Here is a 20,252-nt window from a genome sequence, read left to right on the forward strand (position 1 = left end):
TTCACTGAAGATATTGGGGACGCATCGCCGGACGCGTCCCATATGTCGGTGCAACAACACCGCACCCCGGAGGGAGCGGGCAGTGCTCCTCGGTATGTCCTGGTACGCATTGCCGGGGACCCGAAGCTTCCGCACAGCGCTGGACGGCGGCCCCTGTGATCGGGTCACGACAAGTGAAAAAACGATAAGGCAATAACCACCCGACATGCCAACTTAGCCAGCCCTAACTCGGCTGCTGCGTCGAATGCCTGATCACGGCCCGGTTCCGGCTGCCCAGACCTCGAATAGCGCAGGAGCGCAGCTACTTTCAGCTTAATTACGTGCTCGACCAGCCGGGTCAGTGCCGGTCGAAAAATGTGTCGAATTCTTAGAAAATTTGCCGCTTCCGGCGTCGGGCCGCCCGCTTGCCGCTGGCATTGGGCCTCACCTGCGGTTATTCAGCTCGGCCTGACCGAGCGCCGGACCGCACCGGTTTGCGCAATGCTGGCCGGTTTCTTAGAACTGGGCGAAATGGCGGCCGGTGGCGTAGCTACCCCTCGGTGCCCGGTGCTCAACAGCTACGCCACCGGCCGCAACAGCTGGTGGATCAGTGGAACTTGTTGTGGTTTACCGGCTTTGGTTGGGTTACGGGAAGTTCGCAGCCCCAGCTCCGGGTTGCCGCGGTGGAGGATCAGAACGCGTCGGCTTCGGCGCTGCCGTCGTCGTCGGCCTGCACCACCCGACGTCGGGTGGGTTTGCGGATCGGGTATCCGCCGCGCTCCGCCAAGGAGCGCAGCTGGCGCAGGGCGAAGGTCCGCCCGCGACCGCCCTCCGGAACGACGATGCCGGCCCACAGGCCCTCGGCGCCCGGGGTCTCGACGGCGTCGCGTGCGCACAGCCAGCGCCGTGGGCAGCCCCGGCAGATCGCCTTGGCGTCGTCGTCGGGCGCGGTCATCCAGCGCTCCGGGTCTTTGATGCAGGCGCCAACGACCTCGAACGGTGTTGCGCCCCCGTAGGCCGGGGTGCCGGGCTTCAGTGCGCTTGTCATGGAAGTTTCCCTTCGGAAGGCGTGCTCGATGTTTCAAACCGTAGCACTGCTCCACGTAGCACCGCAACACTTCGGATTCTTTTCCCGCTCTGGTGCTCTGATTTCGTAGCGTTGCTGCAGCGCCGCAGGACCGGCGCTTCGCACGCTGAGCTGCTTTTTTGTCGGCTGGGCCGTGTCGCCACTGCGAGCCCCGCTGCCGTTGCACTGCTGCCGAATCGGGTTTCGGTAGCGGCGCGTCCAGCACGGTTTCGTGCCACGGTTTCGCAGGACAGCGGCCGCGCGGTGGTACCCCTCAGGCAGTTGGACCCGGCGCCGCCGGCCCGCGGCGATGTCCGATACTGGTGGGAGTTCGACCGGCACGATGCATAGCGAACCGCGCTGCGGTGGCTGCGGCAATTCACCCTGAGGAGGCTCGAGGTCCGTGACCGAGCGCGAAGAGTTCTTGCGCGACCGCCAGAATCCGCCTCCGCCGCCCGCGGAACCCGCTGGCTGGCCGGCGCCCGCGCCTCCGCCCGCTCCGGCGTCGACTGTCCCACCGCCGCCCGGCGCGACGCCCGGTGTCCCACCACAGCCCGGCGCGGCCTTTGGTACCCCCGGCGCGACGCCCGGTGTCCCACCACAGCCCGGCGCGCCCTTCGGTACCCCCGCGGCGGCCCCGCCCCCATGGCCCGACCTCACAACCGATCCACCCGCGCCGCGTCCGCCAGCACCGCCCAGCGGTTGGCGCCGCCTACTGCATACCGTCACGTTTGGCCTGGTCAACCTGGGGCCGTCCGCGCTGCAGCGGCGGCAATTGGGCTTCGAACAGGCGGTGCGGGAACCCTTGCGGGGCTACTACAAGGTGGGCGTGCTCGGCAAGGGCGGGGTCGGCAAGACCTCGGTGGCGGCCAGCGTCGGGTCTGTCTTCGCCGAACTGCGCCCCGGCGACAAGGTGGTTGCCATCGACGCCGACACCGCGTTCGGGCGGCTGGGCAGCCGCATCGACCCGCGCAACCAGGGCTCCTATTGGGAGTTGGCCGCTGACCGCAATCTGCAAACCTTCGCCGACGTGCAGGCCAGGGTCGGGCACAACGCGGCCGGGCTGTACGTATTGGCCGGGGAGTCGGCCTCAACGCGGAAGCGGGTTCTGGATCCAGCGATCTACCGGGAAGCCATCCGGCGACTGGACCGGCATTTCACCATCACCATCGTCGATTGCGGATCCACCATGGACGCCCCAGTCACCCAGGAGGCGCTGCGGGATCTGGACGCGCTGATCGTGGTGTCCTCGCCGTGGGCCGACGGTGCCGCCGCGGCCGCCCAGACCATGGAGTGGTTGGCCAACCACGGGATGACCGATCTGCTGCGTCGGGCGGTGGTGGTACTCAACGACTCCGACGGCCATTCCGACCGCAAGACCCGGTCGGCGCTGGCCCAGCAGTTCACCAGCCGCGGCCAGACGGTGGTCGAGATCCCGTTCGACCCGCATTTGCGTCCCGGCGGCGTGATCGACGTGCGCGGCGAGATGGCGCCCAAGACCCGACTGGGCTTCCTGGAGGTGGCCGCCACCGTCGCGCAGCACTTCGCACACTCGCCGGCCACCGGTCAGCCACTGTCCTGAATCACCCTGTCATCGGCACGCGCCAAATCGAGCTCGTGCGGATCAGCCGTGACATCCTGCAGTCCCCTGCCGCGTTGGCCGCAGTGTTCGCAGCCGCTCGCCGGGTTTCACGTCACCGAGGTGGCGTTCGGTGCCGGGTATCTCGCACGGGGCCAGGTTCGTTGGCCTCAGCCTCCCGCGCAGCTCGTTACGCCGAGGATCCTGGTCAACATTCAGCAAAAATCCTCGGCACAAACACGCACCGCAGATCACCCAACGCCCAAACGGTAGCTCCACAACCCCGCACAACTCGTTACGCCGAGGATCCTGGTCAACATTCGACGAAAATCCTCGGCACAAACACGTACCGCCTGTCGCCAAAGTTCATGTTCGACGCGGGTGCCCTGCGCGGGGCCGGGCCGAGTCCAGCCCGCGCTCAGCGCAAGCGGTCAGAGCGTGATCGGGACGTGTTTCTCGGCGCAGGCGTCTTTCACCGCGGCGACGACGTCTTGGGTACGGATCGTTTCCAGGTCCGACACACTCACCGATCCCCGGTCCATCCGGTGCTGTGCAGCCACCCGTGAATCCCGCAGCCGCTCAGCACGTTCGACGACATTGCGGGCGAAGCGGCCGTTCTGCATGACGTCCACCCCGTGGGTTCCGTCCGGCCCCACGTGGGCCCGCAACCGGCGGCATGCTGCATTCAGCGCCGCGCGGGCGTCCGGCTCGATCACCGTGGCCCGCGGCGCGCCGTAGCGCACCGCGATCTCCACCAGCTCTTCGGCGGAATAGGACTCGAACCGCAACTTGCGGTTGAACCGGCCGGCCAAACCCGGGTTCACCGTGAGGAATTCGTCGACCTCGCGTTCATAGCCCGCGCCGATGAAGCAGAAGTCGAACCGGTGCACCTCGAGGGCGACCAGCAGCTGGTTGACCGCCTCCATCCCAATCATGTCGGGCCGACCGTCCTGGTGTCGCTCCACCAAACTGTAGAACTCGTCCATGAACAAGATCCGGCCCAGCGAGCGATCGATCAGCTCGTTGGTCTTGGGCCCCGACGAGCCGATGTGCTCACCGCAGAAGTCGGCGCGCTTGACCTCGATGATCTCCGGGTGGCGCACGATACCCAGCCCGGCGTAGATCTTGCCCAGCGCCTCCGCGGTGGTGGTCTTGCCGGTTCCCGGCGGTCCGACCAGCAGCATGTGGTTGGTCTGATTGGTCACCGGCAGTCCGTGCGCCAAACGCAATGCCCTGACTTCGATCTGGTCCTCGAGCTCGGCCACCGCACGCTTGACCTCGCTGAGTCCCACCTGGTTGTCCAGCAAGGCGCGGCCATCCTCGAGCAGCTCCGCGCGCCGCTCTTCATTCTCCTCGAGCGCACGTTCTTCGGAGCTGCGCTGGGTACTGACGTCCCACCGGTTGGTCCGGCTCTCAATCGTCTCGACGTCGGTGACCGCCAGTTGCAGCGCCGGGTCGGCCAACGCCTCGCGAGCCGGAGCGATCAAAGCGCCGTTGACCGTGGCCCGGGACAGCCAGACCTGCGCCTTCTCCTGGTCACCGAGTTGGCGGTGCACCATACCGCGGACGTAGGCCAGATCCGCGTTGATCAACGGGAACTCGTTCGGATCGATGATCGCGGTCATCGAGTCGGTGAGATCGCTGCGCTGACCGGCCAACGAGTCCCGTCCGTTACGCAGCTGCACCCGATCAGCCCAGTCCAGTGCCACCAGCCCTTGGCCGAGGTGCGCGGCAGCGTGGGCGGCCAAGGCGTTGATCGCCGCGGTGACCGCGGACATGATGAGGGCCTGCGGCGGCAGCACCCGAGCAGCCTCGGCGATCACGTCGGGCCAACGCTGGGTGACCAGCATCAAGTAGCTGCGGATGTACTGCTGCCATTGGTGGTTCTCCCAGGTGTCCAGCAGGGCCGGGTCCGACAGCAACGCATCGGCCTTCTCGTACTGTCCGTCATCGATCAGCGCCGACGCCAGAGCCAGGCCGGCGTGCGAAGCCTCGGAGACCGAAATCGCCAAGTACGGACCTGCTTTGACGTGTGCGGTGAGCGTGGCGCCGATGCGGTTGCTCTCCCGGTGCAGGCGGGCACCGAAGGCGTACACCTCTTGCAGCGTGCCCAGCGCCATATCGCCGGCAGCAATCCGGCCCAGCCAGGCGTCCGCCATGGTCGGATCGATCTCGGTGGCTTCTGCGAATCGGGCCAGCGCCGCCTCCGGCTCGGCTGCCAGCAGCTCCATGGCTCGATCGAACTGGCGTCTGGCCGCGGCGATGGCACTGCTGCTGGTCGTCGTCATCGGGCGTCATCACCGCCTGTCATCGGCGTACTCCAATTCGGTTCGAAGTGCGGTCGGTTCCGCCGACACATAACGGTTCTCGGCTCGGAACAGCTCCACTTCGACGGGGTAGACCGCACCGCCGCAACTGATCTCCACCACAGCCGGCCCGACCTGGGTGATCACCACATCGGCGCTGCCCCGATGCGGCTCGCCCGGGGCACCCACCGAGATCAACACGTTGGGTCGCGGCGACGGGGCCAGTGTCCCGTCGACCACGCTCACCGTCGTCCCGGCCGCCGGCCTGGTGCCATCCGTGACGGCCACGTCCTGCATCCGGACCGTCGCCCACCGGTGCGGATCACGGGTGTGTACCGTGACCCGCTCGCCTGCGCCGGCGACGCGGATGATCAGCCGCTTGGCAATCGCGTCCTCGGCCGCGATGTGCACCCGGGTGAAGTCAGCCGGATCGTTGAGCGGCAACATCATTCGATCGCCCGCGCCCACCTTGCCGAGCAGCACGCCGGACGGCCCGACGGGGAGCTCGGCGTCCGGGACCGGTCCGCGTCCGACTCCGCGCAACTCCGGCAGCGGTCCACACAGCGACGCCACGACGGCTGCCGCCTGTTGCCCGCACAGGGTCCGGACCAGCACGCTGGGCGGCGCGGGCGGCGGGTGGGCAGTGCGGACGGTCAACGTCGTGGTGGCCGTGCCGTCGGCGAACAGCGTGACGTTCTGCAGCACGGCGTCCACCCGCAGCGACCAGGCCTGTGCGAACACGTCGGCGTTCACATCGCGCGGGCGGTAGTGGTAGCTGGTGAGCCAGCCTGCGTCACTGCGCACCGAACGCCACTTCTGCCGACCGGCTGCCAGCGCACCCCGACCGATGCGGCGGTCGATTTCGGCAATATCAGTCGCAGTTGCGACCCGAGCCCGGATTCCGTGCTGGCTCAACGCCGCACTGACGCGTTGCGCTGCAGCCAGCGCGGCGGTGCCCAGCGTCAGGCGCCACTGCAGGGCCTCGGCATTCGGCAGGGCCGGAATCCGAATGATCAGCCAGGTTTCTCGGCTGCCGGCGTACGGCGGTGTTCCGATCAAGGTGTCATACACCCGTGGGTAGTCACCGGAGGCGCGGCGCCGGCTACCGGCAGTGACCACGCTGATCGAGTCGATGGTCAAACCCAGGCTTTGATGCAGCAACCCGCCGAGCTCGGAGATGTTCAGGGTGTTCTCGGTGTAGGTCGACGTCGAGCCGGTGAAGAAGGTTGGCGTATGGGCTTTTCCGAGGACTTGAACGGCGACGACGGCGATCCCGTCCTGGTATCGGACCCCGCCGCCGGAGCGGTCGTTGGCCACCGTCACCGGATCGCTCCATTCGATCGCGTGGTTGCGCCGGCGTACCAGATCGAACCAGGACCACAGGTGTTGTCCGCGCCACCGCACCAGGAGCAGCAGCATGGCCAACAACAGACCGGCCGCGGCACCCGGTAGTGCAGCCAGCGCCCAACCGGCCAGGCCCGCCAGCAGCACCACCAGGGTCAAGACCAGTCTCAGTTGCCCGCTCATCGGGCCCGCCTGGCTCGGGCCACCAGCGCCGCGATCGCGGCTACGGCGGCGACCAATCCGGCGAACGCCAGTGCAATGTTTCGCGCCCGATGATCCGGCGGCGCGGGCGGCGGCGGGGCGACGACGATCCGGCTTTGCGATCCGGGCGCCAACCGCTCGCCCGGCGGCACGTCGAATGTCAAGGCGGCCACCGGATCCACCACGCCGTAGCCCACCTGGTTGTCCACGCCGCGCGGCGGATTGTGCGCGGTCTGCAGGATGCGGGTGATCACTTGATGCGCCGTCAGGTCCGGGAACTTGGCCCGCACCAGGGCCGCCACCCCGCTGACATAGGCCGCGGAGAAACTGGTGCCCCAGAACGGGGTGTTCGCATCACCGGCACGTGCCGGTGGGTAGGCATTGACCGGTCCGCCGCCCTGCGGCGACAGTCCCATGATGCCGATGCCGGGTGCGGCTGCCGCCACCCAGGGACCCGCCAGGCTCTGCGACAGCGGCGCGCCGGCATTGTCGACGGCGCCGACCGACAACACGTAGTCGGAGAACCACGACGGCGAGGAAATGGTCTTGACTTGCTTCCAGTCCCGCGGATCGTCGGTGTTCAGCGGATCGAAGAGCGGGTTCTGCGCGCAATTGTCCTGTCCGCCTTCATTGCCGGCGGCCGCGACCACCACGGCATCCTGCACCGTCGCGGCATACCACACCGCGGCGCCCAGCGACCGCTGGTCCAGTGTGTCGGCAGCCGAGATACATGCCGTCACACTGATGTTGATCACCTTGGCGCCCAAATTCGCGGCGTGCACGACGGCCTGTGCCAGCGAGGCGACGGTGCCGGCCTTGCGGCGCGCTTCGTTGTCGCCCGGTTGCGGCTCGACAAATTCGTAGGCCTGTGACGACTGCCGGATCGAGATCAGCACGGCGTGCGGCGCAACGCCCACCACGCCGTCCGGCTCACCAGCAGCCGGCGGCGGAACCGCCGGCGAGTCGGTGCCGGTGGGATCGCCCGGGGCGTTGGCCGGCGCAACTGGTGCATCCGCTGGAGCTTCCGGCGCGGGCGGCGGCGCCGGCTCGGCCGGTGGCTCCGGCGGGGGTGCGGGTTCGGTCTTGGTGACGGTGACCGGGGCCGGCGGCGGCTTCGGTGTGGGCGGAGCCGGTTGTCCGGTCGGCGGCAACGGCGCGGTGGTGACCCGCTCGGGAGCCCGCGGCGGCGGGAACGCTGCGCGCGCCGGCATCGGCGTCGGCATTGGGGAGCCTTGCGGTGCCGCTCCGATCAGCGACGCGATGATGGTGCCGTGCGCGTCGCAATCCAGCAGTCCGTCGCCACCCATGATGTAGTCACCGCCGGGTGCCACCGGAAGCCGCGGGTTGGGGTTGACCCCGGTGTCGATCACCGCCACCGGCACACCGTGGCCGGTGGAGTACTTCCAGGCCTTGCTGATGTTGAGCATCGTGAATCCCGGCGCCGGCGCCGACACGTTGGGGTCATCGACGGTGATCGGCTGCGAGCACATCGCACTTTGCCGCATGGGTTTCTCCGGTCCCGGCTGACCGTCCGCCGGCACCATGGCCGGATCCACCACCGGTGGTGTGATCGCCTGCGCCAGTGGGATGTTGGCGTTGATACCGAGTAGGGCGAAGGTGGCCAGGAACGCCCCGGCCCGCTGTCCGCACTGCGCCTTGTTCATCGCATCCGCACCCAGGTGAACAGTCCGCTGATCCAGGCGACCAGTGGTAGCGCAGCCACGATGGCCAGCAGTTCGATCCATTCGGCCAACACCCGCACCAGCGGCGTGAACCGGGTGACCGGCACCAGCAAGCCGGCCAGCAGAGCCAAGCCGGCGAACAGACCGACCGCCAGCGTGCCCCAGAGCAACGCGGCGCCGGAATCCGCAGGCGCGGCCAGCACGTACTTGGCCACACCTGCGCACACCGCCGCGGCCGCACCGCACACCAGCGCGACACTTTGGTGTTTGTCGGCAAAGTTGCGCGCACGGCACACGAAGATCAGGGCGAACAAGCCGGCCACGATCGCAGCGTGGGTGGCTCTGGGCTGACCCGGCATCAGGGTGGCCCAGCCGGCCACCGGCAGCATCGCGGCCGCGGCCATGCACAGGCCGGTGAGCACTTGATTGGCGCGTCGGGCCGCCCCGGCGATGTCCGCACCGCTGGGCGTGATGTCGGACTGCGGCTCTTCTTCGAGCTCGTCCTCGACCGGTACCACAGCGTCGACGGGCATGCCGTCGTCACGCCGGAACAGATCGCGGCCGGTGATCGAACCGAAGTGCGGCGGCCGGATCCGGGCCGCCCACAGGGTGATCGTGGGGGCGAAGGTCAACAAGAAGAGCAGCCCGACCAACGTGCACATGCCCAGCAACTGCACGGGTACCGGTCGCCACATCCGGGCCAGGGCCAGCACGGCGCCGAACACACCCAGCGTCACGATCACGGTGGCCACCGGGATGTGCCGTCTGGTTGCGGTGAGCAGCGCGGCAACGCTCAACACTGCGGTCAGGGCGCCGATGAACAGATGCGGGGCTCCCAGCCCGCCCGACGCCGCGGCGGCAGCGGCGATGGTCAGCAGCGGAACGGCAGGCCAACCGAATCCGGCCAACAGGTCGAAGCGCTCCGGCCACCACTGCCGGATCGCGGCCGCGCCCCCGGCGAGCAGCAGGCCGAAGACACCCGCGGCCACGGTGGCCAGCAACGAGTCGACGGCCAGCCGGTTGCGCACGGCCGCAAGCGCTGTCACCGTCGCCGCCATCGCGACGATCGCGGTGGCGGTATGTGCTGCGGTGGCTGCGGAGACCGGCTCGAACAGCTTCTTGCCCACCCGGGCCAGGCCGGTCGACAGCGATTCGTACTGCGGCTGAAAGGACTCGCCCGCAACGGCCGGAACCAGCACCAGCGTGGTGCCGTCTTCCACCGCAAGCTCGTCGAGCGTCTTGGTGACGTCGAGCCGAGTTCCGTTGGCCCGCTGCAACTCATAGGCCAAACCAGGCTCCAGGCCGGGGAGTCCGCGCCGTTTCAGCTCGTCGCCGAGCAGTTCCACCACGTCATCGATGAAGACTTCCACCGGTACTGACGCGGGATACACCTGGGAGATCAGATGCTCACCGCAAACCACCGCTACGGCGCAGCGCGCCGGAAAGGAAACCTTCGCCATCAACGCGGCCTGTCGGCATCCGGGGTGTACTTGTCGGCGAGCGCGGCAGCGATCTCGAAAAGCCGGAGGCGAGTCTTCTTCTGCAATTCGTTCTGGACGTCGATGATGCCGCCCTTGGCCAAATGCGGGTCGTAGGGCATGAATTCGACTGTCGCGCCGGATTGCGAGAATCGCTCGGTCAGATAAGCGCGTGCGTTGTCGTCATAATTGTTCCGACTGTCATTGAGGATGACCGTGCTCCGGGACACCAGTTCGTGGTAGCCGAGCGCACGCAGCAGATCGATCCCGCGGGTGACCGGCAACGAGGTGTCCGCCGTCATCCCCGAGACGAAGACCAGCGCGTCGGCGGCCTCGAACACCGCCTTCATCACGGGGTGTTCCAGATCGTCGGCGGTGTCCACCAAGATCACGTTGTGGGTGCGTCGCAGTCGCGACAGCACCCCGGTGAACATCGACGGAACCAGCGGACGCGGTTGATCCGAGGCCCGGTTACCGGCTAACACATCCAATCCAAGGGCGTTCTGCCCCAGGTGTTCTCGGATGTCCGCATAGCCTTGCACGTCGGTGTCGTTGAGCACCGCACCGTAGTCGCCGGGCGGGTTCTCGTCGATTCGCCCGGCCAGGGTGCCGAACCCCGGGGCCGCGTCGATGGCCACCACGTTCTCCGGACGGCACTCCCGGAACACCGCGCCAAGGCTGGCCGTCATCGTGGTCTTGCCGACCCCGCCCTTGCCGGAGACCACCGCGATGACGTACTGCTTGCGGATGTGCCGTCGGATCCGCTCGCGCAACTCGCGGTAGTGCCGTTCGGCCCGGGACTCGCCGAGGTTGACCAGATGGAAACTGGTGGCATAGCAGAACTTACGCCATCCCGAGCCCGGCGGAATTTTCCGTGGCGCGACCATGTCGGATATCCGCAACGTGCCGGATACCGATTCTTGGTCACGGTGTGGGGGCGGGTAATTCTCCCGACGTGTGGTCTGGCCACGATCCGGCGAACTCACCGGGACATTCCACGAATGCGTCACGATTTCGAACCTAACATGGTGAATTCCGGCCTCTTCTACACAATCTTGCGGTAGGAATGCCAATCCTCTTCTGCCGGTAGACAACGCACCATCGCGGTGATCGCCCTGGCCACGTTGCTCGGGCCGCCCGGGCTCAGGACGGTCCACCGCCGGCCGTCTCGCTCCAGATGCTCGGCGAGCACCCGGCCCTCGGGGGTGTCGATGACGGTGACGACGCTGGGCCCGATCTGGGTGCGCAGCACCGAGCCGTTGTCCACTCCGCACTGCACCGCGACCACCGAGGCCTGCGCCGACCGGTCCGGATCCGCGGCCAGGGCGAGCAGCTGAATTTGGTCGGCGTCCAGACCCTGTGCGATCAGATGCCGGCGCATCTCGTCCGGCCCACCGAACCCGGCCGCCATCGCCTCGGTGTCGAGCGTGACCGGCCGCAGCGGAGCGGGCGCCGCCGCACCGCAGAGTCGGTTGATCTGTTCGCTGATGATCAAACTCGCGGCACCCTCGTCGGTCGCGGTACCTACCGAACTGATGCGCACCAACTCATTCGAGCGTTCCAAGCCCACCCACCACTGCGCGAACCTCGCCAACAGGACGCGCTGCGGGTACTCGACACCGGGGACGCCGACCTGGACGACCAGCCCGACGTCGCGCCGGGCCACCACGGTCAACCACTCCAGCACCGGTTCGTCGACGTTGCCGTCCTCGTCGATCACACCGTGTTCGCGCAACTCCGCAGCCACCGGGTGATCCAACGCCTGCTGCCTGGACTCGGCGCGTGGAAGGTGCGGGCGCAGGCCGAGTTCCGGCGCGAGCACCTCGATGCCGGCGAGTACCTGCAGCACCCACAGGCCGTCGATGGTGGTGGTCAGCATCATCTACTCCCTGAACATTGCGCCGGGGCACACGCACATTGCGTGCACCCCGGCCGCCCCCAGTCCGGGCGACTAGACCAACCACGACCTGATGGTCTGGTCGACACCCTGGGTGGTCGAGGCGATGTTGTTCACCGTGTGACCCTGCACCTGCACGGTTTCGGCCAAGTTCTGGAAGGCGGCCAGGAACCGTTCCGAACGGATCATGTACTCATTGGCGCCGACACCCCGGAAGGCGTCCACCAGCGAGTGGATCTTGGCTTGGATGTCGCCGCGGACGTCCTCCATGGACGCCGCACTCTGCACGGTGAACGTACCGGCATCGGTCAAAGTCGGGATGGAATAGGTGAATTGGTTCATGATTGCCCCTGGGGATCGAAGTGGTAAACGGTTCGGTGGTCAGAGCTCGATCGGGCTTGCTGCGGTGTCGCCGGTCGCGGCGCCGCCGGTGCCCCCCAGCACGCCGCGGGCCATCGCCGACATGTCGCTTTCGTGGGCGATGGAGGCTTCGGCGATCTTGTTCAGCGCGTTCGCCAGGAAACTTCCGTCTTCGATCACCTGGCGCAGGTCGCTGTCGATCTGGATGGTGGTCTGCATGTTGGCCACCGCGGCGTCACCATGCCAGCTACCGGGCTGGCAGGTGTTCTCATGGGTCGACTTCCACTGCGCCACCAGTGCGGTGGCGCTGTCGATTCCGGCCTGAAATGCGGAGGCCACGGAAAGTAAATCTTCCGGCGGTACGTCGAAAACACCGGCGTCACTCATCAATACTCCTCAGTAGTCGTCATGCTCCCCGAGGCGACGGGGACTTGCGCTGAGTCTATGTGCATCCGATGGTCTGTCACTTCACCAATTCTGCGGGCCGACACCGGCTTTCACGCCGTCGCGATCCCGGGCGCAGCGGACGAACAGCACCGGCAGCCACGGCCGGAGCCGCAGCTGCGTGTTGACCGGGAGTCGTATGTGGGCGTGCCCTTGGTGCCTATCGTTCGTCGGTTCGATCGCCGGCCAGCACGATGCGTGCCCGGGTGGTTTCGTCGCGGGTTTCGTTCTCGCCGGCCTGCCGACCCAACATTCCGGGCGCCATCGGCATGCCGCCGACGCCTGCGGTCGTGGTGGTCCGACCGGAGTTGTCCAGCAGGCCGGGACCTTGCAGGCCGGTGGGTCTGCCGCTGCCCTCGGAGTTGAAGCTGCTGACCGGGCGGGTGTAACTGGTCAGCCCCGGCGTCATCGGGGCGCCGACACCGCTGGTCGGGACGCCGCCGCCGGGGCCCGCGGTCGGGCCGAGCCCGGTATTCGCCAACGCCGTTGCGCGCGCCGTGGTGGCCTCCGACAACGCCGGGTTGTTGGCGCCGCCGAAGTTGCTGAACATGCCCATCAGGCTCTGCAGCGGCGACATCATCGACTGTCCGAATTGCATTGGTATACCGGCGAATCCCTGCACGAGCTGCGGCATAGTTCCGACCAGCGATTGCACCGGCTGCAGGAAGGACTGCGCTGCCTGCATCGCCCCGCCCGGCCCGCTCGCACCCACGTCGCCGACGGACTGAGCCATCTCGGCCGGTGCCGTCACCGCCTGGGTCGCGGTGGTGACCGCGGCATTCTCGGCGACCGCCGCCGCTGCCTGCGCCGGTGCCGCCGGCGAGCCGCCCATCGGCGCGAACGGCGGCGGAATGGCCAACGTCGCCATCAGCGAGTTCAGGGTCAGCGAATACGCGGTGCCGGCACCGGCGTTGGTCGGCCAGAAATGGCCGAAGTACTCCATGTCGGAGGCGATGATGGCGCCGGTGAAGAAGCCGAACGAGGGCGGGTTCCAGGCGCAGAACAGTCCCCACCATTCCCGGTTGAGGTCGCAGACCGGGGTAGGGATCATGGTCGAGAACGCGGTCATGAACGCGTTGACCGCGGTCGCGACCACCGGCGGTTTCTCGGCCAGCCAGGCGGTCAGCAGATGCGCCGCGGCGTTCAAGGCCGTTGACGTGGCGGTGTTCCCGGTGCTCGCGGCGCCCTGCCAACTGGCGTTCAGCGCAACGTTGTTACCCGTCGACACCCCGGCGATGGTTTCGGTGTTGGCCGCCTGGGCGGCGAACGCAACCCCGGCGGCAGCGGTCGGTCCGGGACCGGCCCCGGCCGCCAGGATGTCGTAGTTGGCCTGGGGCGGCCGCGTCGCCCAGATGTCCACCGTCAGATGGCAGTCGTGGCGGTGCGGAACGCCGCCGCCGCCTGGTTGTAGCCCTCGTTGGTGACGTAGACGCCGGAGGCCAGGCCCTGTCCGACGGCATGCAGACCGCGCTGCGCCGAATGTTCGGCGGCGCCCGCCAAGTAGGCGGTGCCGGTGGCGATCAGTGCGGCGCTGAACGCCACCGAGTCCGGGTCCAACCCCATCGGCAGCACCCCGAGCATGGCCGCGGACATACCGCCCGCGGTCGCGATCTGTTCCACGCTCAGCGCACCCTCGGTCGCCGATGACAGCGCGACCAGATCCGGCATCACATCCAGGAAATTCACGACCTTGCCCTCCGTAGCTCATCGTGCTTGCGCACACAACGACATTTTCGAATCTTAAGCGGGTTCCGTCGGGTCATTCGACACCAATTTTTCGTCCTGTGGATCAACCGGCTGACCCACCAGAACGCCCTCGATGACGCCCTCTGTGGTGACCAGCTGACCGCGGCCCGGCGGTAGTTGTTGGGCCGACACCCGGCCGAACACCTTGACCGCGGCCGGATCGTTGTCCATGTACAGCGTGGAAGCCCGGGACGCAGTCATCTTCTGCAGCATCGGGTTCATCACCGCCTGGCCGGCCCAGTTGCCGGGCAACCGGGAGGCGATCACGTGCAGGCCCACCTCACGGCTGCGTTCCAGCAGTGGCCACAGCGGTGCCGAGGCCGCGCTCTTACCCAAAACTGCCCCATTGGGCCGCAATTCGTGCTCGTCATCGATCAGCACGAAGTAGCGCGGGCCGGTCCAGCGCGGCCGGGCCAGCAGTTCCTCCTGGCTCAGGCCGGCCGGTGGCAGACGCTCGTTGAGCTTCCTGGCCAACGCGTCCATGATGGCGTCGATGTCGTCCTGGGTGTACGCGTAGGCCCGCACGTGCGGTCCCTGCACCTTGCCGATCAGGCTGGTCTTGGGGTCGACGATGATGATCTGGGCCTGCTCGGGGGTCAGCCTGCTCATCACCGCCTGCCCGATGGTCGCCAGCGCGGAGGTCTTGCCGCAACCCTGGCGGCCCACCACCAGCAGGTTGGGCACCGTGCGGGTGGTCAGCGCGACCGGCTGCAAACCGGTCTCGCCCAAGGCAAACGGGATGTTCCAGGGCTCGCGCGCCTCCGGCGTTGCCGAGTAGGCCGTTATCAGTTCCGCTAGCGCGACCCGCTGCGGCAGCCGGGCGAGCGTCTCGACCCGGCCGGCGCCGGTGACCGAGGCGATCACCTGACCGATCTGGCGAGTTCCGATCAGCTCTGCGTTCGGCCCGGTGATCTCGGGTCGCCCGACCAGCAACTCGTGGTTGTCCTTGGTGACCCCGAAGCCCGGTCGGTCCAGCACACCGCGGGCCGCCTTGCGGTGCTCGATGCCGGTACCCATCTGGGTCTCGTCGGGATTGCTCAGCCGCAACTGGATTCGCGCGTTGGACACACTGACCAGGGCCTGACGTTGGCCGATCAGCCAACCGTTGGAACTGGTCATCACGTGCACGCCGTAGGACAGCCCCTGCCGAGCCAGTGCGATCACCCGGTCCCCGGCGGTCATGTCCTTCTCGTAGAGGTCGCCGAAGTTGTCCACCACCAAGAAGACGTCGCCGAACTTGTCGTCCGGATCGGTGCCGCCGCCGCCCGAGTTGCCGAACCGGCGTTCCCGGAATTCACCGATGTCGATCTGATAGCGCTTGAAGGCGGCCTCCCGCGCCCGGATCAGGCCCTCGATGGTGGCCAGTGTCCGGGACACCCCTTCGGAGTCGGTGACACTCACCACGGCCGCCACGTGCGGCAGGTCCTCGACCGGATACAGCGTGGCGCCGATGCAGAAGAAGGCCACCCGCTCCGGCCGGTACATCAGTGCCGCGGAGGTCATCAGGGTCATCAGCGTGGTCGACTTGCCGCGTTGTGCGGTGGCGACCACCATCACGTTGTCCATCTCGACGTCGAGCACGTGCACCACCTGCTGGTGGTCCTCGGGGATGTCCTCGACACCGATCGGGAACACCAACCCCGGGTTCTGTCCGTAGTCGACGTGCCAGGGCTTGCCTCGCCACCGCGCCACCAGATCGTCGGCGCCCTCGGACTGTTCCAGCGGCGGCAGCCAGATCTGGTGCGGCGCCCGGGCCGGGTGCGCGATCAGCGAGTCCCGGATCACCTCGCAGAGCTTCATCTTCTTGAAACCGTCTGAGTGGTAGATGAACTCGTCGGGTTCATCCGGCTCGTCGGCGACTGCCAAGGCGGCGTTGTCCTCGTCGGACAGCGGCTGATACTCCCAGGTCAGTGCGAGTGGCTGACGGAAGCTCAGGTCGACGGTCTTGTCAGCGACGGCGGTCTTCTTCGGCACCACGAACGGCGCCGAGACGTAGAAGCAACGAAACTGTTCGAGGTCCCGGGGGCCCACTTTGAGCAGCGCGTAGCCGTTCTCCTTGGACGGCAGATGCAATGCCGCATCGCTGCCGATGACATCGCGGGAGTCCTCGGCGGTCTCAGCGCGCAGCGCAACCCGGAAGGCGATGTTGCTCTTGGCCTTGCTGAGCGAGGACAGATCCAGGCGCTGACCGCCCAGGGTGAAGAAGACGTTGCAGCCGCGGCCTTCCTGACCGATGTGGATGACCAGGTCGATCCAGTCCGGGTGATGGTGGAACAACTCGAGGTATTCGTCGATGATCACCAGCAGGATCGGCACCGGTTCCAGGTCGCGGCCGGCCAGCCGCATCTCCTCGTATTCGTTGGCGTCGCGGGCGCCGGCGTCCTTGAACAGTCGGTACCGGCGGGCGATCTCGCCGTTGACCGCCTTGCGCATGCGCTCGGCCAGGTGCCGTTCGTCCTTGCCCAGATTGGACAGCGACGCGGCGACGTGCGGCAGCCCTTCCAGGTCCTGGGCTGCGGATTCGAACTTCATGTCGACGAAGATGACGATGAAGGTTTCCGGCGAGTGTGTGAGCGCGATCCCGTTGCACAGCGACAGGAAGTATTCGGACTTACCCGAACCGGACGTGCCGATCACCACCGAATGGAAGCCGAAGCCGCCGAAGTCCTTGGCGCGCAACACGATGTACTGCAACTCACCGCCGGTGCGGACGCCCACCGGAACCATCCCCCACTTGGGGTCGCCACGGCCGCGGCGCTCCGCCCACAGCCGATCGACGTCCAGCTGGCGGGGATCGTGGATCCCCAACGCCCGCAACAGCTCACCACCCTGGCTGTCCATCTCCGAGAGCTCACCTGCGGTCATCGGGGACCACCGGGCCAACGCACGGGCGTACCGGTCGGCGGTGCTCTCGGCGAGCATGTCGGCCACCGCGTAGAAGCCCCCGCGGTGCCGCAGCCGGCCCTCGCGCAGCTCGAAGCGTTCGTCGTCGTTGCCGAAGCCGACCCCGACTCCGGGCCGATCCGCCAGTCGCAGCACCGTGATCCCGGCCATCCCCTTCTGTCCGGTGACGCCTTCCCACTGTTCGGGGGTGCCCACGTTGTCGTCGACGATCACCCAATGCGGACCCAGGCCGGAGCCGGCCGCTTCGATCGGCGACGGCATGGAAACCGGACTGCTGTTGGCCGGCGGCGCCCACGGGCCGCGGCCCTTGCGGTGCAGTTCGGCGTCCAGTGCCCCTTCGAGTTCGGTCGGTGAACTGAACACCAACCGGCGCAGCCCACACGCGTCGAACATCTCGTCATGTTGGTTGTGCGGCAACCACACCAACCAGGACCAGGCTTCCGGATGTCGGGTGACCACCATCAGTTTGACGTCGTTGGGGCTGTGATACACCGCGATCGAGCTCAACAGTGCGCGCACCAGGCCGCGCAGTTCAGCTGCGTCGTCGCCGATGAAGCTGAACCCCGGGCGAGACCGCAGGCTGACCACCTTGCCGATGCCGCGGATCTTGCTCTGCTCGAGGATGAAGTCGCGCAGCGCGCGACCGGTCACCGGTTCCAGTTCTTCGCCGATCGGCACCTCCGGCCATTGCAGCGAAACCGCGGACTCGCTGGACTGTTGCAGGCCGATGCCGAGCCGCACGTCGAGGAAGTCGACGTCGGTGGGCCGGCGCTCCCACATCCGCGGGCCACCGATCACGGTGTCCAGGGTCTGTGGATCGCAGTGCACGAACGCCTGCGCTCGTCGTTGTTCCTGTGCGGCCCTTTGGATCTCGTCGCGGTCCTCATCGAGCTGACGCAGATAGATCCGGCGCTGCTTCTCCTGCTCACCCCAGCTGATCTTGCGGGAGCGGCCGAACCGACCACTGAACATCATCGCGCCGAAGGCCACCAGCCCGATCATCGGGAAGAAGCCCGAGCGCAGCGAGCGCACCCCGGAGGTGTACATCACCACCAGTGTGCCGATGATGGCCACCAGCAGCGCCGGGATCGCGATCATCAGCAGGATGTTGCGGGGTTCGCGCTCGGGTAACTCCAGCGGCGGGGCCACCGCGACGCGCGCCGGCGGCACCGTCGGGATGGCGGTGCGAGCGCCCCGCACGAAGCCTTTCTTCGACACGGGCTAACCTCCTGTCCCGGTTTGGGTGTTCGGTATCGGTCCGACGGTTCCGCCGTCGGGCAGCGTGTCACGAGCCACCAAGGCGGCGGCCTTGCTGATTGCCGGCCCGGCCGCGAACACCCGGACGATCGGCCAGGGCGCCTGCGCGGCTGCGTTCGGGTCCAGACCCAGAGCCTGCAAAGTGTCGGTGCTCCAGTCGATTCCGTATCGCACGCCCTGTGGTGAGACCCAGTACAGGCTCTCTCGGGTGTCCGCGGTGATCACGCCGCTGGTGGTGGCCACGAAGTTGGCGGCGCCGGGCAGCATCAGGGTCCGGTTGGCCTGCACCGAATCCGGGTGCCGGTCATCACGCACCAGCGTCACCACCCGGCTGTCCATACTCTCCGGGACCGGCAGCCCGCGCCCGTTGAGTACCGTCACGGTGGCCTGCCGGTCGGTGCCACCCTTTTCCCAGCCAACGCAGGTGACCGGGTTGGCCTCGGTATCGATGAAGTTCAGCTTGCCGTCCGGGTAGAAGTCGACATTGAGCTGGTGCACCTCGGGAATCTCGACCAGCTTGGCCGGCGCGATCAGCTTGGGCGCTTCACCTGTCTGCTGCATCGAGGTCCGCAACAGGTCGGCGACGAAGGCCGTGATCTTCTGCACGCCGCCGGGCAGCAGCACATAGAAGCCCGTAGTGTCACCGGCGGCGTTCCGGCTTTCCAGCACCGTGCCCAGCGGTGTGCCGGGCAGCCATTGCGATGGTCCGCCGACCTCCGGAATGGCCGGAACCACAATTGGTTCGGTGGCGGGCAGCGCATCGAACAGCGCGTTCGAGATCTCGATCGGGAAGGTCACGCCGGGGTCCAGACCCAGGTTGAAGGTCAGCGACCGATCGGCGGGATCGATCTTGGAGCGTTGTCCGCCCCAGATGACGTAGGTGGCGCCGTCATGGACGGCCAGCACTGCCCGGGAGTCGTCCATCGGCGCAGCCCGGCCGACTTTGGTGAGCTGGCCCGCGATCGCGGTCACCACCGGATCGAAGCCGGTGCCGCGTGGCGCGGCGGTGTCACACACCGACCAGGCCGACGTCCCGGGGCTGACCGTCATCGCATCGGGCGCACCCGGAATGCCGATCATCGGCCCTGTCGGATACTTGGCGATCTCGGTGGATTTCACCCAGGTGGGTTCGTTGGCCGAACCGGTGGCCAGGCGCGCCGAGGTGAGGTTGAGTGCCGGGTAGAGCCGGCCGTCGATCTTGGCGTACACCGCGCCGCTCTGCCGATCCCCGATGATGGCCGAGTCACCCACCTGTCCGGCCGGTTTGAGCAAGTGCAGCAACGCCATCCAGCCCACACCGATCAGGACGAACACCACTGAGAGCGCCAATGCCGCCTGCTGTTTGCGGTCATCATGCTTCATCCGCACCGAGAACCGCGTGATGGCCGCCCGCAACCGTCGGTTGTAGAACAGGTGACCGGAGTTCTGGTCACGGTTGGACAGGTTCAGCGGCACGCTAGGAGATCCTTTCGGCGGACGGGTCAGCCCGTGTCGGCTTCCTCAGGCCGGAGCGCACCGTCCACGAATAAACCCTATTCGCGCTCGGCGCAGCCCAATGACACGAAATTCCGGCCATCCACAACCGCACGGCGGCCCGGTGCTGCACGGGGTTCGTCGCGGGTATGGGATGGCCGGCATCAGTGCAGTTCGCCGCCGTACCTGGCGAGGTTGTCTGCCTGTGCTTCCTGGCGCAGTGCGCCGAATGCGACGTTGAGCCGCTCGGTCAGTTCGGAGTGGGTATACCGGGTCATGACACGGGGGTGCAGCGTGAGTTCCACGAGTCTGCCGTCGGCGTTCGCCACGGCGCGCAGATCGCCCAGATCCACTGCGTAAGTGACCCTTTCAGCCTCAGCTACCAGGGCTTCCCACCTGTCGGCGGCTTCCCGCAGCTCCCGCAGAACGGTGTCAACCAGGTCGTTGTCGGTCAGTTTGCCGTCGCCGCCCGACCCCGCCACGCCGAACAGTATGTAGAGCGAAATCGATCAGCGTCAATTCATTCCGCCGAAAAA

General features: G+C 67.4%; 15 protein-coding genes. 1 reads left to right on the forward strand and 14 read right to left on the reverse strand.

Translation table 11 applies throughout. The features are described 5' to 3' along the window. Nucleotides 1-670: 670 nt before the first annotated feature. Nucleotides 671-1,027 carry a WhiB family transcriptional regulator gene (locus AC5Y3P_RS20100; RefSeq protein WP_500047699.1) on the reverse strand — a complete coding sequence of 119 codons (357 nt, stop codon included), beginning with the start codon at nt 1,025-1,027 and terminating at the stop codon, nt 671-673. 421 nt (nt 1,028-1,448) lie between these two features. Between AC5Y3P_RS20100 and AC5Y3P_RS20105 the strand changes: the two genes are divergently transcribed. Further along, nucleotides 1,449-2,627 carry a MinD/ParA family ATP-binding protein gene (locus tag AC5Y3P_RS20105; RefSeq protein WP_500047700.1) on the forward strand — a complete coding sequence of 393 codons (1,179 nt, stop codon included), beginning with the start codon at nt 1,449-1,451 and terminating at the stop codon, nt 2,625-2,627. A 428-nt stretch (nt 2,628-3,055) separates the two neighbouring features. On the opposite strand, the gene eccA is transcribed toward AC5Y3P_RS20105, so the two are convergent. The 13 genes from eccA to AC5Y3P_RS20170 all read right to left on the reverse strand — a co-directional run bounded on the left by eccA (nt 3,056) and on the right by AC5Y3P_RS20170 (nt 20,198). After that, nucleotides 3,056-4,912 carry a type VII secretion AAA-ATPase EccA gene (gene eccA, locus AC5Y3P_RS20110; RefSeq protein WP_500047701.1) on the reverse strand — a complete coding sequence of 619 codons (1,857 nt, stop codon included), beginning with the start codon at nt 4,910-4,912 and terminating at the stop codon, nt 3,056-3,058. Nucleotides 4,913-4,921: 9 nt separating this feature from the next. Next, nucleotides 4,922-6,457: a type VII secretion protein EccE gene (gene eccE / locus AC5Y3P_RS20115; RefSeq protein WP_500047702.1), complete on the reverse strand. Its 1,536-nt coding sequence runs from the start codon at nt 6,455-6,457 to the stop codon at nt 4,922-4,924. Continuing rightward, complete coding sequence (gene mycP, locus AC5Y3P_RS20120; RefSeq protein ID WP_500047703.1) at nt 6,454-8,139, reverse strand: type VII secretion-associated serine protease mycosin; 1,686 nt, start codon at nt 8,137-8,139, stop codon at nt 6,454-6,456. The genes eccE and mycP overlap by 4 nt, the downstream gene beginning before the upstream one ends. After that, entirely contained in the window at nt 8,136-9,617 is a 1,482-nt protein-coding gene (gene eccD, locus AC5Y3P_RS20125) for a type VII secretion integral membrane protein EccD (RefSeq protein ID WP_500047704.1), read from the reverse strand. The genes mycP and eccD overlap by 4 nt, the downstream gene beginning before the upstream one ends. Continuing rightward, entirely contained in the window at nt 9,617-10,645 is a 1,029-nt protein-coding gene (locus AC5Y3P_RS20130; RefSeq protein WP_500047705.1) for a MinD/ParA family ATP-binding protein, read from the reverse strand. The genes eccD and AC5Y3P_RS20130 overlap by 1 nt, the downstream gene beginning before the upstream one ends. A gap of 35 nt (nt 10,646-10,680) precedes the next feature. Beyond that, nucleotides 10,681-11,514 (reverse strand): ESX secretion-associated protein EspG, encoded by an 834-nt coding sequence (locus AC5Y3P_RS20135; RefSeq protein ID WP_500047706.1) that lies wholly within the window; start codon nt 11,512-11,514, stop codon nt 10,681-10,683. A 72-nt stretch (nt 11,515-11,586) separates the two neighbouring features. After that, complete coding sequence (locus AC5Y3P_RS20140; protein WP_500047707.1) at nt 11,587-11,874, reverse strand: hypothetical protein; 288 nt, start codon at nt 11,872-11,874, stop codon at nt 11,587-11,589. A 39-nt stretch (nt 11,875-11,913) separates the two neighbouring features. Beyond that, nucleotides 11,914-12,279, reverse strand: coding sequence for a hypothetical protein (locus tag AC5Y3P_RS20145; RefSeq protein ID WP_500047708.1), 366 nt, complete (start codon nt 12,277-12,279; stop codon nt 11,914-11,916). A 217-nt stretch (nt 12,280-12,496) separates the two neighbouring features. Continuing rightward, nucleotides 12,497-13,696 (reverse strand): PPE domain-containing protein, encoded by a 1,200-nt coding sequence (locus tag AC5Y3P_RS20150; RefSeq protein ID WP_500047709.1) that lies wholly within the window; start codon nt 13,694-13,696, stop codon nt 12,497-12,499. Nucleotides 13,697-13,698: 2 nt separating this feature from the next. Further along, nucleotides 13,699-14,004, reverse strand: coding sequence for a PE domain-containing protein (locus AC5Y3P_RS20155; RefSeq protein WP_500047723.1), 306 nt, complete (start codon nt 14,002-14,004; stop codon nt 13,699-13,701). A 72-nt stretch (nt 14,005-14,076) separates the two neighbouring features. Continuing rightward, nucleotides 14,077-18,204: a type VII secretion protein EccCa gene (gene eccCa, locus AC5Y3P_RS20160; protein WP_500047710.1), complete on the reverse strand. Its 4,128-nt coding sequence runs from the start codon at nt 18,202-18,204 to the stop codon at nt 14,077-14,079. A gap of 3 nt (nt 18,205-18,207) precedes the next feature. Beyond that, nucleotides 18,208-19,698: a type VII secretion protein EccB gene (gene eccB, locus AC5Y3P_RS20165; RefSeq protein ID WP_500047711.1), complete on the reverse strand. Its 1,491-nt coding sequence runs from the start codon at nt 19,696-19,698 to the stop codon at nt 18,208-18,210. Nucleotides 19,699-19,880: 182 nt separating this feature from the next. Next, nucleotides 19,881-20,198 (reverse strand): DUF2710 family protein, encoded by a 318-nt coding sequence (locus AC5Y3P_RS20170; protein WP_500047712.1) that lies wholly within the window; start codon nt 20,196-20,198, stop codon nt 19,881-19,883. Nucleotides 20,199-20,252 lie beyond the last annotated feature (54 nt).

The sequence above is a fragment of the Mycobacterium sp. NGS45 genome, from assembly GCF_059812645.1.